At 45.6% G+C, this 13,971-nt stretch carries 20 protein-coding genes; 3 read left to right on the top strand and 17 right to left on the bottom strand.

From position 1 onward, the window contains the following. The first annotated feature begins 231 nt into the window (after nt 1-231). The gene (locus tag NWE95_06080; GenBank protein MCW4003462.1) at nt 232-921 is read left to right on the top strand and encodes a DUF120 domain-containing protein; all 690 of its coding nucleotides are present in this window, start codon (nt 232-234) and stop codon (nt 919-921) included. On the opposite strand, the gene NWE95_06075 is transcribed toward NWE95_06080, so the two are convergent. From NWE95_06075 to dph5, 4 genes are read right to left on the bottom strand one after another with little or no spacing between them, the layout of a single operon-like run. Continuing rightward, nucleotides 922-1,527 (bottom strand): rhomboid family intramembrane serine protease, encoded by a 606-nt coding sequence (locus NWE95_06075; protein MCW4003461.1) that lies wholly within the window; start codon nt 1,525-1,527, stop codon nt 922-924. It abuts the gene before it with no gap. Nucleotides 1,528-1,539: 12 nt separating this feature from the next. Further along, nucleotides 1,540-1,992 carry an FAD synthase gene (locus NWE95_06070; GenBank protein MCW4003460.1) on the bottom strand — a complete coding sequence of 151 codons (453 nt, stop codon included), beginning with the start codon at nt 1,990-1,992 and terminating at the stop codon, nt 1,540-1,542. Beyond that, nucleotides 1,971-2,243 carry a DUF357 domain-containing protein gene (locus tag NWE95_06065; GenBank protein MCW4003459.1) on the bottom strand — a complete coding sequence of 91 codons (273 nt, stop codon included), beginning with the start codon at nt 2,241-2,243 and terminating at the stop codon, nt 1,971-1,973. The genes NWE95_06070 and NWE95_06065 overlap by 22 nt, the downstream gene beginning before the upstream one ends. Then, nucleotides 2,240-3,037 carry a diphthine synthase gene (dph5, locus tag NWE95_06060; protein MCW4003458.1) on the bottom strand — a complete coding sequence of 266 codons (798 nt, stop codon included), beginning with the start codon at nt 3,035-3,037 and terminating at the stop codon, nt 2,240-2,242. The genes NWE95_06065 and dph5 overlap by 4 nt, the downstream gene beginning before the upstream one ends. Before the next feature lie 91 nt (nt 3,038-3,128). Here dph5 and NWE95_06055 point away from each other — a divergent pair, with 91 nt between their 5' ends. Both NWE95_06055 and NWE95_06050 read left to right on the top strand, forming a co-directional pair. Beyond that, a complete protein-coding gene (locus NWE95_06055; GenBank protein ID MCW4003457.1) occupies nt 3,129-4,145 on the top strand; it encodes an ABC transporter ATP-binding protein in 1,017 nt (338 codons plus the stop codon). Between the two features lie 4 nt (nt 4,146-4,149). Continuing rightward, a complete protein-coding gene (locus NWE95_06050) occupies nt 4,150-4,944 on the top strand; it encodes an ABC transporter permease (GenBank protein MCW4003456.1) in 795 nt (264 codons plus the stop codon). Nucleotides 4,945-5,340: 396 nt separating this feature from the next. Here the strand turns inward: NWE95_06050 and NWE95_06045 are convergent, their stop codons facing one another. From NWE95_06045 to NWE95_05985, 13 genes are all read right to left on the bottom strand, one after another. Beyond that, on the bottom strand, nt 5,341-5,655 hold the full coding sequence (locus NWE95_06045) for a hypothetical protein (GenBank protein MCW4003455.1): 315 nt from the start codon (nt 5,653-5,655) through the stop codon (nt 5,341-5,343). Between the two features lie 39 nt (nt 5,656-5,694). Further along, complete coding sequence (locus tag NWE95_06040) at nt 5,695-6,348, bottom strand: hypothetical protein (protein ID MCW4003454.1); 654 nt, start codon at nt 6,346-6,348, stop codon at nt 5,695-5,697. An 87-nt stretch (nt 6,349-6,435) separates the two neighbouring features. Next, complete coding sequence (locus NWE95_06035) at nt 6,436-6,603, bottom strand: hypothetical protein (protein MCW4003453.1); 168 nt, start codon at nt 6,601-6,603, stop codon at nt 6,436-6,438. Between the two features lie 12 nt (nt 6,604-6,615). Next, nucleotides 6,616-8,202, bottom strand: coding sequence for a hypothetical protein (locus NWE95_06030; protein ID MCW4003452.1), 1,587 nt, complete (start codon nt 8,200-8,202; stop codon nt 6,616-6,618). A gap of 1 nt (nt 8,203) precedes the next feature. Then, on the bottom strand, nt 8,204-8,746 hold the full coding sequence (locus NWE95_06025) for a hypothetical protein (GenBank protein MCW4003451.1): 543 nt from the start codon (nt 8,744-8,746) through the stop codon (nt 8,204-8,206). After that, nucleotides 8,743-9,111, bottom strand: coding sequence for an HK97 gp10 family phage protein (locus NWE95_06020; GenBank protein MCW4003450.1), 369 nt, complete (start codon nt 9,109-9,111; stop codon nt 8,743-8,745). The genes NWE95_06025 and NWE95_06020 overlap by 4 nt, the downstream gene beginning before the upstream one ends. 51 nt (nt 9,112-9,162) lie before the next feature. After that, nucleotides 9,163-9,636, bottom strand: coding sequence for a hypothetical protein (locus NWE95_06015; protein ID MCW4003449.1), 474 nt, complete (start codon nt 9,634-9,636; stop codon nt 9,163-9,165). Further along, a complete protein-coding gene (locus NWE95_06010) occupies nt 9,617-9,811 on the bottom strand; it encodes a hypothetical protein (protein MCW4003448.1) in 195 nt (64 codons plus the stop codon). The genes NWE95_06015 and NWE95_06010 overlap by 20 nt, the downstream gene beginning before the upstream one ends. Nucleotides 9,812-9,823: 12 nt before the next feature. After that, entirely contained in the window at nt 9,824-10,681 is an 858-nt protein-coding gene (locus NWE95_06005) for a phage tail tube protein (GenBank protein ID MCW4003447.1), read from the bottom strand. A 5-nt stretch (nt 10,682-10,686) separates the two neighbouring features. After that, complete coding sequence (locus NWE95_06000; protein MCW4003446.1) at nt 10,687-11,658, bottom strand: hypothetical protein; 972 nt, start codon at nt 11,656-11,658, stop codon at nt 10,687-10,689. Beyond that, nucleotides 11,655-13,070: a hypothetical protein gene (locus tag NWE95_05995; GenBank protein ID MCW4003445.1), complete on the bottom strand. Its 1,416-nt coding sequence runs from the start codon at nt 13,068-13,070 to the stop codon at nt 11,655-11,657. Before NWE95_05995 ends, NWE95_06000 begins: the two co-directional genes overlap by 4 nt. 3 nt (nt 13,071-13,073) lie before the next feature. Further along, nucleotides 13,074-13,427 (bottom strand): hypothetical protein, encoded by a 354-nt coding sequence (locus tag NWE95_05990; protein MCW4003444.1) that lies wholly within the window; start codon nt 13,425-13,427, stop codon nt 13,074-13,076. A 164-nt stretch (nt 13,428-13,591) separates the two neighbouring features. Then, the gene (locus NWE95_05985) at nt 13,592-13,783 is read right to left on the bottom strand and encodes a hypothetical protein (GenBank protein MCW4003443.1); all 192 of its coding nucleotides are present in this window, start codon (nt 13,781-13,783) and stop codon (nt 13,592-13,594) included. Nucleotides 13,784-13,971 lie beyond the last annotated feature (188 nt).

The following is a 13,971-nucleotide window of genomic DNA, read 5'->3' as shown; positions in this document are numbered from 1 at the left end:
GCACAATGCACTCTTAGCGATGGCATAAATCACTATTATATTGAATAATATAAATAATATTTGAACCCACGCGAGCGACTGATGGCACTCGTTAATGGCTTCATGACTCATCAGTTTAGCGTGTGAAAAGTATGCAAAAACTAAGCGGTTCGGATAAAAAAGCCTCGATTCGCTTTCGAGCCGCTTAAATATCCAGCCGCACATTCTTCTAAGCTATTGGAGATCCGCTCTTTGACTGAAAAGCAGGAATGGCACCACCTCTACATGCTCCTAAAACTCGCCGAGATGGGTGCTTACCGTCGAACCGCCAAAATCTCAACCGAATACTTAGCTAACAAGCTTGGTTTTTCTCAGCAAACTGCATCCCGATATTTAATAGAGCTTGAACGGAAAGGGTGGATTCAGCGAAACATTACTCCAGACGGTAGCCTCATAAAAATAGAAGAGCAAGGAACCAGAGAACTCCAAAAACTCTACTCCAACCTCAAAGTTTTGATTGAAAAAACTTACCCGCCGTCAGTCACGCTGGAAGGACTTGTCTTCACGGGTTTAGGCGAGGGCGCATACTACATAGCCAAGGAGCGGTATCGTAAGCAGTTCACTGAAAAGCTTGGCTTTGAACCCTACCCAGGCACGCTTAACCTCAAGCTTTCAACTGACTATGACATTAAAACGCGCATGGAACTTGACGCTTTCCCCGCTGTTGAGGTCGAGGGCTTCAAAAATGAAGACCGCACATTTGGCTTAGTGAAATGTTACCCTGCGCTTATCGGCAACAAAATTAAAGGCGCACTAATAACGGCGCTCCGAAGCCATTACGACGCCTCAGTTCTGGAGATTATTGCTCCTGTGTGCCTGCGAAAGCACCTCAACCTCAAAGATGGACACAAAGTCAAGGTTGAAGTTTACACTCAACTTTAGCTAAATCGGCATGGCGTTATACGAGTACCTAACAGTGTAGGCATCGCTTGGTTTACGCATTTTAGAAAGCAAATAGCCAGCGAGCAGACCAAAGAGCAGCCCGCCTAAATGCGCCAAGATGTTGACGCCTTCGCCTGTGCTTATGAAGAATAGGAAGAACGCATAAACCAGTGCTCCAAGAATCGACTGCCGCATGTGTCCTCTTCTGTAAATGACGCAGGCGCCAAACAGCGAGAAGATGGCGCCTGAAGCCCCAACCGAGATAAACAATGGACCAAATACTAAGGATGCAAGGTTTCCTACTAAACCGCCGACTAAGTATATTGTTAGGTATTCTAGTAGTGAGAACATTTCTTCGCCGCGCAAGCCGAATATGAGTAGAAAAAGCATGTTTCCAGCAAGGTGAAAGATGGTGGCGTGCACAAATATTGAAGTAAAGACCTGGTAGTATGCGCCCGCAAAAACGTAAAGGTTCACTTGCCCCCACTGGTAAACGACGCTGTCTGGTGTTACTAGAAGGTTCCCGCCTACGATTACTCCGTAGATGTAGATAGCCACGTTTATGGCGATTAGAATGTATGTGGGCTTGTACTTCTCGCAACCCATGCTAAACCAACGCTACTTCGAGTGTTTTTCGATTATTTTCTGTCTAATCTTCGATGAGCTATCTAAACTATTCTCTCCAAACTTGCCAATCCTAACAATGCGAACAGGCAGTTTGTGAGATTCAACGTATCGTTTAACCTGATTTTCCATTTCAGCTTGGTCGTAGCCCAGCGCGATAACGTCTGGTTTGAACTTGGCCACGACTTCACCGATGTCTAAGCCCTCAAAACCAAGCACTGCTTCATCCACCACTTTCAACGATTCAACAAGTGCACGCCGCTGGTCCTCAGACATTATGGGTTTTCTGCCCTTCATTTTTTCCACCGTGCTGTCACGTGCGATGATAACTATTAGTTTAGCTTTTTTGCCTCCTGCCTTTTTGGCGTCCTCCAAAAAACGCACGTGACCTAGATGGAGCAGGTCGAAGACGCCTGAGGCTACGACTATTGCTTTTTTGTTGGCCATTCGAAGTTCACCGCACCTAACAATCTAAGGGCATCAAGTAGCCCTTCGCAGTAGGATACTGAGGTTAAGCTTGTTTCAAGCTTGCCTTGCGCCTTATAATACTTTGCATCCTCTAAATAATCAGTTGCCCAACACAGAACAGCAGAGACCGACTCCTCTGTTAAACTGATTGGAGTTTGCGCCCGCTGGAGTTGTTTTAGGACTAATTCAGCTGAGGCAATGTATTTTGTTGCGAGTGTTTCCAGGCTCATTTGACAAGCCTCCTAATTGTGGCTGGTGCAGACGCGAGAGCAATCAGAGCATCAGCCTCCATAAAATGCAAGTCGCCAACCACGATTAGGCTGTAGGGTGGCTTACCAAAGTCAAAATCGGCTAAGTTTTTGATAAAGTCGGCTTTTAGGGTGGGGTTGTTGCTGCCCGCTCTTGCGATTCCAAGTGCAACCGTGTCATCGCTGATTGTGTTGTTTTTCTTTTTTCCTTCAACCTCAAGAAGCATTTTGATGGCTTGATTTATTGAGAGGTACTGGTTTTCGGCTGCTTTGAGGTCTAAAAGGCACAGCGTATGCAAGCCCAACTGTTTGTTTTGTGTAATGACGTTGTAGGGGGTTTCTGAAAAGTTCTCTGCAAAAGGTATTGTCACGGTTTTTCCAAACTTGTAATTATGCAAACCTGACAAGCTAACAATGGCGGACATGATGGATGTTCCGTGTACCACGCGTGTTTTTATGCCCTGCTTTTCCGCGTCAATCCGCAGTGTAACGTGCGTGGTGGCGATGAAGGGGTCGCCTGGAACTAGGAACACTGTTTTGGCTTTTTTTGCGGCTTTTAGGATTTTGGTTCCGTTTTCTTCTTCTAGTTGGCGTCTTGACACTGCTTGGATTTTTTTCCCGCATAGCTCTTCGAAGCGTTGCAAGCTGAAGTCTGGCATGAGGCTGGTGTAAGTTTCCATGAAAACATGCTCTGCCGTTTTGGTTTCCTCTAAGCCTTTTAGGCTGATGCCTTTCTCATCGTTTAATCCTAAGCCTACAAAGATTAACTCAGTCATGTTAGAGCCCTCTTTAGTAATTGAGCGTTTAAACTTAAACCTTATTTCTTACACTCCCAAAGATAATACAGCCCAACTGAGGATTTTACGGTTGCAAAGCGAGTACGCCATCCAAACAACAAATCTGACAAAAACGTTCAAGTACAAAAACCAGACAGTCGAGGGTGGATTGTTCAAGCGCAAAAAAACAGTTACTGTAAACGCCATAGACAACCTGAACCTCAACATAAAGCAAGGCGAACTCTTTGGGTTGTTGGGGCCAAACGGCGCGGGCAAAACAACTCTGGTTAAGATGCTCTGCACTCTGCTTCCGCCGACCAAAGGAACCGCACTGGTCAACGGGTACGACATAATCAAGCAGCAGATGCAGGTTAAACGCTCATTGGGGACGCTGTTTAGTGTTGGGGAGCGAGGATTCTTTTGGAGGCTAAACGGCTACCGCAACCTCGAATTCTACGCCGCAATCTACAACGTCCCAAGACAAAAACGTCACCAGCGCATATTAGAAGTCATCAATCTTGTCGGATTGGCGGGCAACGCTCAAGACCTCTACCAAAAATATTCAGGCGGCATGAAACGCAAACTCGCATTGGCAAGAACGCTCCTGCCAGACCCACCCATCCTGCTCTTAGACGAGCCGACAGTTGGCTTGGACGTGATTTCTTCGCGGAACATACGAGAATTCGTCAAGAACACGGTAAGCAAGGAGTCAGGCAAAACGGTGCTTTACACTACGCATTATATTGAGGAGGCAGCGCAGATTTGTGATAGAATCGGCATCCTTAGCCATGGCAAGCTCATTGCTCTAGGTACGCCTGACGCCTTGAGGGATAAAATAAAGAAAGAAGAACAAATTTACCTTGTCCTGGAAGACATAAACCAGAGCCAAATTGAAGATTTACGTTCCTTGCAGGGCGTTATTAGTTTGACTGAGAAAAGCGAGGATTTAATGCCTAACCAAACAGGCTTGTGCATACAGCTAAAAAACGTTGACCAGCTTCCATCCATCTTTGACTTCCTCTTCAAACAAAAAATCAAACTTGTAAATTTCAAGCGTGAAGAACCAACCCTTGAGGACGCGTTTATTGAATTAACTAAGAGAGCGTAGCTTTATGTGGCTGGATGAGCTGGAAAAAATCTATTACTTCATGAAGCGCGACATCATCAGCTTCTCAACCTACAAAACAAACATTGCCATACTAGTGTTGACGGCACTGTTTGGCGCGTTATCTTTTGCCTATCTTGGCTCAAACGCCACAATGCAAAGCGTTCTACAAATGTACAACATGGACTTGACTACGTACTTGATTATTGGGTTAGCGTTTAACACGTATCTTGCTCAGAGCCTCACGCTTGTGCAGAAAACGATTAATCCGTGGGCACTCGAAGAGGTACTAGTATCGCCAACTGAACTTAGAACTTTTATTGTGGGCAGTTCGCTTTGGGGCTTCATCTGGAGCACCATAGTGGTGGTAATTTACCTTGCCATCGGTGTGTTCATCTTCGGAATCAATCTAAGCATTAACATTGCAGGAACAGTCCTCGTTTTGGCGCTGGGCATCGGAACATTCATCGGTTTCAGCATGATTGGCGCAGGAATCCTCATCCTAACCAAGCAAGGCGACCCAGTAACCGCACTAATCACCATAGCAACAAGCCTCTTTGGTAACGTGCTTTTCCCCCCACAAGTCATGCCCCTTGCCCTGCAAGCAATCTCGTATGTGATTCCCCAATACTACTTCTTCACATCCATCCGCCTCATGCTCACAGGCTGGACCATACCTATGATACTGCCACAAATCCTAATACTATCGCTTATGTGCGCAATAATCGTGCCGCTGGGCTACGCGGTTTACTCTTGGTGCCTCAAGACAGCAAGAAAGAACGGAACGCTCTCATGGTTCTAAACCATAAGAAGCGCTAACCTCCTCCATTTGAAAAGGCGCTTTTTGTAAGCCTGATTCACCAGCAAGGAGCGTACCCAAAAATGCGTAGCTCACCAACCTATTAGCAGCCTATTAGAAGCCTATTTGGATGCAAATAGCAATTCTATGCACAAACCTATAGGGGGTAGGTCGTATTGGCGATTTCCAGCGCTAAAGCATGTTGAAATCAGTGCTTTAAATAGGGGGATATGGTAGGTGGCAGAGCAACAAACCTTTCTGCAACATTGTACCTATTGTAGCAAATAAGGGGGAAAATTTGCAACTAATTTTACGTTTCATCCGTATGCGCTGTTTTGGCTAATTGCACACAACCAGTCTGAAACAAAACGAAACAAACAGCAAAACGCAACAAGCTACCTAAACAACAGGCTTACGAATTAGCAAGCCCTCAATTGAGCGAAGCAATTGATAACCAAACAGTATCGCAGCAAAATATGTGGGCCACAAGATCACAGGCCAATTACCAGGCGTGTAATTCCACAAGCCAGTGGAAACAGCAAAAAACTCCATAAGCGCCAAAGAAAACATGCCGCCCAGCGCCAAGAACATTTGCTCCTTAACCTCCTGCTTCGCTTGCCATTTACGCCGGGCAACCAGCAAAACTGCCCACGCCGCCAAGAAAGCAAGCAAGAGTATGTACCAGCTTGAGTTGAAATCAAATATTACATTCATGCTCTGCACAATAATCTGCATCATATTAAAGGGTTATTCTTAGCGAGAGGCTTTTTTCCTTCTTTTTCGAGGCTTATGGTTAGACCAACACTTGTCACAATAAACAGGCTTATCTGCATGGGGTTGAAACGGAACCTCACATTCAGCTCCACATTTACTGCAGACAGCACGGTAAACGGGCTCCTGATGAAACTTCTTAAACAACTGATAGTTTTTCAGGTTAGGCCACCCAGTTTTTGCGTATCTAAGCATTTCTGGGTTAGCTTTTAGCCAACGCATCATATGAAAGAAGCTTTTGCCTCTTTTCTCTTCACGCTCAGCCATTGGCTCATAACCTAAATTGCGGATTTCATCCAGATACGCAATTTCCACAAGTCGTTGAGCCTCACCAACCACTCTTATGCGCTTCACACGGTCCTCGCCGTAAATCTTCTGCAACTCCGCAGCAGCAACATCAAAAATACAGCCTTGACAAATGTGAATTTCCTCATCAGGCTGAAGATTAAAATGCGATACAAGCTTAGAAACAACACGCGAAGACTCCTGCAGGTACTCCTTCTCACGAAAGATATCCTGATAGAATCGAACATCAATCAAGTCATACTTGAACTCGCCAGTTTCTTCATGATAGGCACCGACTACAACGCCAAACAGCAAATCTCCGCTTCCAGCGTCATCAACAATGAGAGTCAATCAACGTGTTCCTCTTATTCTTCCACTCAAATACTTTATTCATCTATAAAAAATTGACTAACCACAACTCCATAAAAACAGGCAAAACTAAACTTTTAAACGCTTTAGCAAATTCTTAACCAACTCCTCATTCGACAAGTAATCCTCAAGAATAGCGTTTGTTACAACGTAAACCTTCAAATCATTCATCACTGCCAACTTGCGAAGTTCCTTATGCAAATCCCTGCGCACCTCAACAACCACGCGCTTACTCATCGCTTTGCACCTTTAGCGTTGGGCTGTTTTGTATCTGCTTAAATGGTCAGTTCGACTGCGAAGGGCATAGACATAGTCCGCCAGCAAGGGCTTCTCCCGTCCAAGCTCCAACGTTGTTAGAAGCGTCTGGGTTTTAGCGTCAACACTGTATTCTGCGCTTAATACTCTAAAATCGCTGTTTATGCCCTCGTTAGGCGAATCAACGTGGATTTTATCTCCTGCTAAAATTGGCGAAGAGCCATAATCAAAGACACTGCTTTGTACTGTCAGGGATTCCGCTGGGTCTTTAAGGTTAGCCAGCAGCGCTTTTGCGTGCGATTCGCATTCCAAATCACTGCACAACTCCTCGCTAACCTCAACTAGTTCACGTAGCCCAATACTGTTTTGACTTGCCGTGTCTTCTTGCATGCTACTGTAACGGCGACCGCCAAAAAACAAGCCGTCAACCCAAAAACTACCTGAACTCACGTTGTCAAACCAGCAAGCAACATTTATCCTCTTGACCTGCCCCCAATTAAAACCCGTTTGCACCTGCCACAAATCAGCGTTTGCAGAGCCCACTCCGATTTGGGTTTGAAACCATTTATCCGTGCCGACAGAGATGTCACGTTCTGCAGCATTGTTGCCCGTGTCAAAAAGCGTCAATGTTACGTTGCCATTGAAGCTGGCTTCACGGCTAAGCCACAAACTCATTGCGGGATACAGTTCAGTGTCTACTTCTTTGCCGCTGTCAAGCGTTAGTTGGCATGCCGCATAATAGAGGTTTGTAGCTGTCGTTTTTATGCTGTTTGAGCCTTTGACCTTAAAGGTGTTGTCCAAACTGATTGTGCCAGAAGTTGCTATCCATTCTCCATCATCATGGGATAGACTTTCTGTCCACAGGTCCTTATCCGCTGGTGTGCTCTTGTCGGCAATGCCGTAGACGGATATTTTGTTTCGAACTCTGGTAACATCTTTGGTGTATTCACTGCTTTCGATTCGCTCCGTTAGACTAACTTGGGATGTTTTGCTGTTTTTGGGAAAGAACTCAAACTTACCATCAGGTGCGACACGGAAATCAAAGCCTATAACTCCTTCTTTATCGGAGCTGTTAGCGATTTCACGTATAATGTCTATAACTGGCGTGTCACGATATTCTAGCCGCGTGTACGTGGTATCAGTAGTTTCAACCAATTCAACCGCACCACGTACATGGCTTAAACCAACATAGTAATCCAGCAAATCCTTGATTATGTCTTCGCCTTTCTGGTTCTCATACATCTTAGTGATTACACGGCGAAACAATCGTTCTCCCCAGCAACGTCCAGTGACCGTGACATAACTCTCAGCAGGTGACGATTGATACTTGACGCTCTCTACCCTGCAAGTTAAAAGAAGCGGGCAGTTCGCGCCCCTGCCGACACTTAAGCTGCCGTCCGAGCCCACGATTATCGGGTAAGCGCCGTTTGGACTGTACTTGCCATTCCAATTCTGCAACACAACCTCATAACTACTGACTTCTCTTGTGCAGCCAAAATGTATTCTCAGCGAGATAACGTCGCCTTGCGGCGGAGTAACAGAGCCAAAAACTATGGCTACTGAAGGCGCATCAACACTCAAGCTACTCTACTCCACGACGGTACAACTCGTCTTCGCCTGAGCGCATTATGCTTCTACTACGAATGGGGGTTTCAGCCGCGGAAGCATTGAAGCTTTGGACGCTTGCGGTTGCCGAATTCATGCTGTTGGCGAAGCTGTACATGGCGGTTGCGGCAGCAATAATCACTGCAATTCCGACGCCCGTTAGGGCTAGGAACGTTGCGAAGCTGATGTTTAGGCTGTTTTGAACCAATGTGGCAAATGCTGTTGCAGCAGCATAAACTTTCTGAGCAACTGCGACTCCAGCGCTTGTCCGCATGAACATACCCATTACTGAAACTACCGTCATGCCGCTTGTGAAAACTTTTGTTTGCGAATCATCCAGCAAACCGAATTGGTTAGCGATGTACCCTATGGCTGTCCCAGTCGCACCAATGCCTGCGATTGCAGAACCTAAACTCTTCACTTTCACTGCTAAGCTTTCAGCATCGGTCTGTATCCTGCTAAATTCAGCGCTTGCACGATTAACAGCTCTAACTGTAATTGCTATTTCCCGAAAACTCAAAGTTGTGCCTCCAATTTAGCTGATTCAACTGCATCAAGCAATATGCGCTCAAGGCTTGGCAAATACGTCTCAACTGCAGGTTGCAAGAAAGGCTTAGCCTGAGCGTTCTTTGTGCCAAATTCCAAAGCGGCAGCGTAAGAAGCTTGTGCGCCCACTTCTATTTGCCACTGTTGACTTTTAGCATAAATTGTGCTTTGCAAATAACCTGTCCGAACAGGCACCAACCGCTCAGCATCAGCCTTCACGTTTTCACCCCAACCTGCTAATTGCTCTTGCACGCGGCTTCTCATTGACGAATCAAACCGCTCGATGGCGTTTGTGAATTCCTCTACACCTGAAACGTTCACGTTAATGGTTACGCTCATGTTTTTTTGCCTCTTTTTCTGCCTTTTTTCTTTCTTCCTCGGTTTGTTGGTCTATCTCGTTGAGGATAACTGTGTACTGCTGGATGACTCTGGCGGGTTGTTTGGCGAGTTCGGTTGGCGTCCAGCCGAATTCTTTGCATAATCGGAAGTCGGTGATGGCTGGGTGGGGTTTTTGGCGTCTGATGGCTCGGATAAAAAAGCAGTTTCCTCCCGTGTCAACGCGCACAAACCGTTAACCACTTGGGACAGCAATTCGCCGAGTGGGATTGGTATGCCGTTTTCTTCGCCCAGCAACTTCTCAAGAGTTAATGGGTTTCCCTGCGGCTGTTCTTTTAGTGCAGCCCAGATGGTTTCAGCTTGTATGGCTATGAAGTCGCTTGTTTGCACTTGCCCTGAGATAGGGTGATATTTGGTGTGTTTTTGGATTATGCGGCTGCGTTTTGCCCAAGTGATTTCTTGGAAAACGTACTTGCCAGCGTATTCTACGCCGTATTCGTTGCCGATGTTAACTGTTTGTTTGCGCATTGTGTATCAACTCCATTACAGCGATACGGTTTGAAACTGTAGTGTTTATGTCGTCTAAGAGTATGGTCTGCATCCATTCGGGCAGATCGAGTACACGCTCACTTACTTTATCCCATGTTCTGAGCCATTTTTGGCGCAGTTGCACCAGTCTGGCATACCTTTGTGCTTCACTCATCTTGTTTTCTCCTTAGCTTAGCGTGAAGGTTTTTGCTACAAACGTTGCCTTGAGACTGACGAGTTCTTCGATGTGTGTTGGTGCTGAGGTGTTTTCCCATTTGCAGTTGCTAAAAACAGCCTTGTTTGCTCCGCCTAAGCCGAATTCTAACGTGAAGTCTCTATCGTTGATTACGTCGTCGAATTCTTCTTTGCTTTCAAACTCAAAAACCACTTCACCTGTTAAGTCGCGATGGCGATTTGGCAGGTACTTGAGGATGTTGCCGTTGGGGTTGCGAATCACTGGGATTTGTTTTAGGTTGTTTTCAATTGTGAATTTCCAATCGGTGACGCGTTCAAGGGTGGTTGTGTCTTTTTTGATGTAACTTTCATAGAAGGGCACCGCTCCAGCGTGGTCAGCATAGGTGGCGTTTGACAGTTTGGTGGTTCCAGTTGTAAGGTTTTGGCTTAGGATGTCTACGTTTGCTCTTATCACATCTTCAATACTGCATTCAACCGTTGCCCGCTCAAACTTGCAGCCGCTATAAAGTAGCGAAATTATGTCGGTTGCAGATTCGAAGGCGCCTTTGTAGTAGAGTACTTGGATGCTTAGCGATTTGGCTAGCTCTACTTTAGCGTACTGTAGAAAGTTTATGGGCGCATCACTGGGCAGTGGGAATGCAATTTTTAAGTTTGGTGCACGTAGACCTTTTTTGATGGCTTGCAGGTCAACTGAGCCGACTCCGCGAACTTTAATGTTGTTTGGGTTCACGGCGGGTTCTATGCTCTCTGCTGGAACACTAAGCATAGAGGGGGTTTGTGGTGTTTGTCCATAAGTTGATTCTTCAACATAGTAGATTTTGCTTTCATGGGAACTATATGTTTCAGTCAAATTTTTTACACTCCAATGTTCTCGAGGAACCATGATTTTATGATGAATTCCGTTCTGTAGATGAAGGGTTTAACATCGACACGGTCAAGGTTACGGTAGCCTGAGATGTCACAATAAGAGATTCCATTAACAGTAACCGTGCAAGATGCGTGGTCGCAGTACAGCGCGGCAGGTGTGATGCCATCGCTTGGGTTAACTGTTCTGGCGAGAAACCACACGTATCCTTCGTGGTCGATAAAGTCGGGCAGGCTTGTTTGCAGGGTTAATGTTAACACTTCATCAGCTTCGCCAGCCTCATTGCTTGCCACATTTTGCCAAGCGCTTGTGGTGTGATTCCAAACCTTAACAGTTACACCGTTACCACTTGGAGCTGTTCCATAACCCTCAAAACCTAACACTATTTGCTTAACGGTGCCCGCTCGGCTTTCAACTTTAAAACCAAATAATAAAACCGCAAAACCACCGCTCTCCCCACAACTTATTTGGCAACGTTGTTCGTCACTGTACCAGAGTTTCTGGTAATTAATGTCGGATAATTCTGCCCAACCAGCATTAGGTGCTGCTTCACTGTCGCCGCTAAATGCCTTTTGTCCGTCCACGCTTGGACCAGCTCCGACAAAATCGTAAACTGTCTCATTTGGTTTGTTGCAATTCCGTCGGATAACTCGGTTTATTTCTTCTATGATTTTGTAGCGTAAGGCTTTGCCGCTTTCGTTTTCGTTTATTTTGTCGGTCGTCCAAACGTTGACTCTAATAGCCGACAATCTACGTCGGATTTTGCCACTCAATTCGATTTTTTGGTCGATAGATTCAGCTAAGCCAACAGTGACTTGTCCGTCATTGTCTTTGAGTGCGTCATTGTTTTGCCATTCTCCCGACACATTTATTGCCGCTAGAACGCCATCGTCTTTGGTTACGCGCATTTTTGTTTTCAGTAATCTGGCTATTGTAATGGCTGGGTCTTCAATTTCGTTCATTGGTGTAGTCTCCTGCAGGTTGCTTTGCAGAAAATGACTTCGTCTTTAAAAGTGAAGTCTTGAATGCTGGTCACTTCGTATTCTGTGCCGTTACGTGTTATCTTGTCGTATCGGCGAAGGGGAGTAAAAACATGTAAAGAGATGTAATCGTTAACCAGAAAGCCCGGTTCAATAAGGAATTCTTCCGTTTTTGTAGGCACTACAATGGCTTTCAGCGCTACGCCTTCGCCGTATGATACCCTCTCGCCTGCTTGTGTTATTGGGTATAGTGTGAGGTTTTCTCCTTTACTGTTTAGTATCTGGGTAAATCGGGTAAGTGGAGCCTCATAGTTCAAAAGAAATTGCCCCAGCCAACAAACGGTTGCCATTGCTTGCTGGTTCTCCACGGGCTCGTAGGTTGCATGGTTGACTCCCCAAAACATGAAACGGTCTGGGTTCTTGGTGATGATTTTCCCACTAAAATCGTAAGATAGTTTGTCGTGATTTCTGCGGATTTTAGTTAGGATTCCAGCGGCAACTGTATCGTAATAGACGCATGTTGGCGTTTTGGTTTTGGTGTTGATGTATCCTGCCCAGCAAATCGCAGAATTGTACGCTGGATATTGGGGTGAAGCTTCAATTGAATTTATGGCGTTGTAGGTAGTTCGCACTGTACTGCTGTAGCCCTCAAAATCGTAAAGTCCAAGCAGGGCATACGCAATTGAATCATCATAGACCGTATCATCGCTAAGCCCAACACGGTGCCACCGTCCATCCCCACGGGGTAACGGGTCAAAATACAAGGCTAAATCTTCAATTCCGACGCGGTAAAAATTAACAGCGTCTTGAGTCATGGTTTGATAGATGCCTTTGTTGGTTGGGTCAGATTCACAAAGCATCCGAAGGGCGATTAGGCAATAGAGTGATTCAACATCCATCTGCCCTTGCCAAGTGCCAGCGGTGTCTACTGCTCTTGCGAACCCCCCATAATAGCGGTCGTGAATGCCTAACGCGGCTGGTTGTTGTTGCATGTTGATCAAGAAAGTGCTTGCGGCAAGTTTGGCGCTGTTGAGGTAATTCACCTTGGAGGTTAGCTCGTAGGCTTTCAAGAGGGCTGGCACTGTGCGTCCGATGTCCACGCTGTAGCAGATTGCACTCGTTTCTGTGCTTTTGAAGCCGCCGTACGCTTGCTTTTGTTCGTCTGTGATTTGTTGCGTTATTATCCAATCTGCAAGCTCCACAATTTTCGCCTCAATTTCACCACTTCGGTCGTCGAACTGAGCATCGAAGTAAGCTTCGTAGAGAAAATCCACTGCAAACCCAGCGGCAAAAGCAGCTTTCCCCCAACTCAAATCAGGCCCCACTTCTGGAATAACATACAGATAGGGTGCATAGTCCATCACAAACTGATAATACGCTTTAGGGGCAGTCATCGCTTAGACGCTCCTGACAATCGGCTGTTTTAAGCCGTTTAAGATGCGTTCAAGCTCCTGCTGAAGCACAGATAGAGGAGGCGCTTTATCTATAACCGTGACATCTTGGTCTCCGACACTAAAACTTAAACCAACCGCTGAACCGCCCGTCAAATAGCAAATGGCGTAAACAGCGGCAAGCAAGATTATGAATTCCTTCTCAGCATCCAAGCAATCGCTGGGGTCAATTGGTTTGTTTAGTTCAAGCGCCAGGGTGGTTGCTGCACGATTAACCATCTTTTGCAGTTTATCGTCTGGAATATCGGTTGCGCTTACATTGATTGTGTCACGCACATCGTTTAATGAAACATTCGCCAAATAGAGTCAGCCTCTTACCTGAAAAAAGTAGAACGCCTAAATTTAAACTATTTTGGCGTTAAAAAGGTCAAAATGAAGTTTAATTTTAAAAATAAGCGATTTTAATATAGATAAATTAAATTGCGTTTACATAAATGGAATATTAAAAAAGCTATTCACTGCAGTTAGTTGCCTGTGAGTTGAATGGCTAAATCGCCTAAAATCAGGAATAGCCTAGTTTTCTGTCCAGAAACTGTTTCTGAAGCAGCATTGAGGATTAACTCGCCGACTTCAGTTACTGCTTCGTTGGCGCTTTCTCCTGTTTCAGTCAGAGTGGCAACAACTATTTCGCCGTTTTCAGTTATGTGCGCAGACATTTTTCAACACTTAAACATCTAAAAATCTGAAGGTGATGGTTGTGGGGATGTCTTCTCGCCAGTAAGCTGGGTGATAAGTTGCGTCTGTGAACGCTGTGGGTGAACCGTTAGCGTTATTGTAGTCACCGTGAACCACTCGGAATAAGCCGTAATTGTTAGTTTTGCCGTTATACAATAAAGACAGCGTC

Source organism: Candidatus Bathyarchaeota archaeon (genome assembly GCA_026014725.1).
Lineage (GTDB): Archaea > Thermoproteota > Bathyarchaeia > Bathyarchaeales > Bathycorpusculaceae > Bathycorpusculum.
Note: the sequence above shows the minus strand (reverse complement) of the source record. Positions and strands in the feature narration are given on the sequence as shown.

Bases quoted from the DNA above. Each gene is read 5' to 3' on its own strand.
- NWE95_06075 (MCW4003461.1), bottom strand. From the start codon at position 1,527: ATGGGTTGCGAGAAGTACAAGCCCACATACATTCTAATCGCCATAAAC.
- NWE95_06070 (MCW4003460.1), bottom strand. From the start codon at position 1,992: ATGGCCAACAAAAAAGCAATAGTCGTAGCCTCAGGCGTCTTCGACCTG.
- NWE95_06065 (MCW4003459.1), bottom strand. From the start codon at position 2,243: ATGAGCCTGGAAACACTCGCAACAAAATACATTGCCTCAGCTGAATTA.
- dph5 (MCW4003458.1), bottom strand. From the start codon at position 3,037: ATGACTGAGTTAATCTTTGTAGGCTTAGGATTAAACGATGAGAAAGGC.
- NWE95_06050 (MCW4003456.1), top strand. From the start codon at position 4,150: ATGTGGCTGGATGAGCTGGAAAAAATCTATTACTTCATGAAGCGCGAC.
- NWE95_06045 (MCW4003455.1), bottom strand. From the start codon at position 5,655: ATGAATGTAATATTTGATTTCAACTCAAGCTGGTACATACTCTTGCTT.
- NWE95_06035 (MCW4003453.1), bottom strand. From the start codon at position 6,603: ATGAGTAAGCGCGTGGTTGTTGAGGTGCGCAGGGATTTGCATAAGGAA.
- NWE95_06020 (MCW4003450.1), bottom strand. From the start codon at position 9,111: ATGAGCGTAACCATTAACGTGAACGTTTCAGGTGTAGAGGAATTCACA.
- NWE95_06015 (MCW4003449.1), bottom strand. From the start codon at position 9,636: ATGCGCAAACAAACAGTTAACATCGGCAACGAATACGGCGTAGAATAC.
- NWE95_06010 (MCW4003448.1), bottom strand. From the start codon at position 9,811: ATGAGTGAAGCACAAAGGTATGCCAGACTGGTGCAACTGCGCCAAAAA.
- NWE95_06000 (MCW4003446.1), bottom strand. From the start codon at position 11,658: ATGAACGAAATTGAAGACCCAGCCATTACAATAGCCAGATTACTGAAA.
- NWE95_05995 (MCW4003445.1), bottom strand. From the start codon at position 13,070: ATGACTGCCCCTAAAGCGTATTATCAGTTTGTGATGGACTATGCACCC.
- NWE95_05985 (MCW4003443.1), bottom strand. From the start codon at position 13,783: ATGTCTGCGCACATAACTGAAAACGGCGAAATAGTTGTTGCCACTCTG.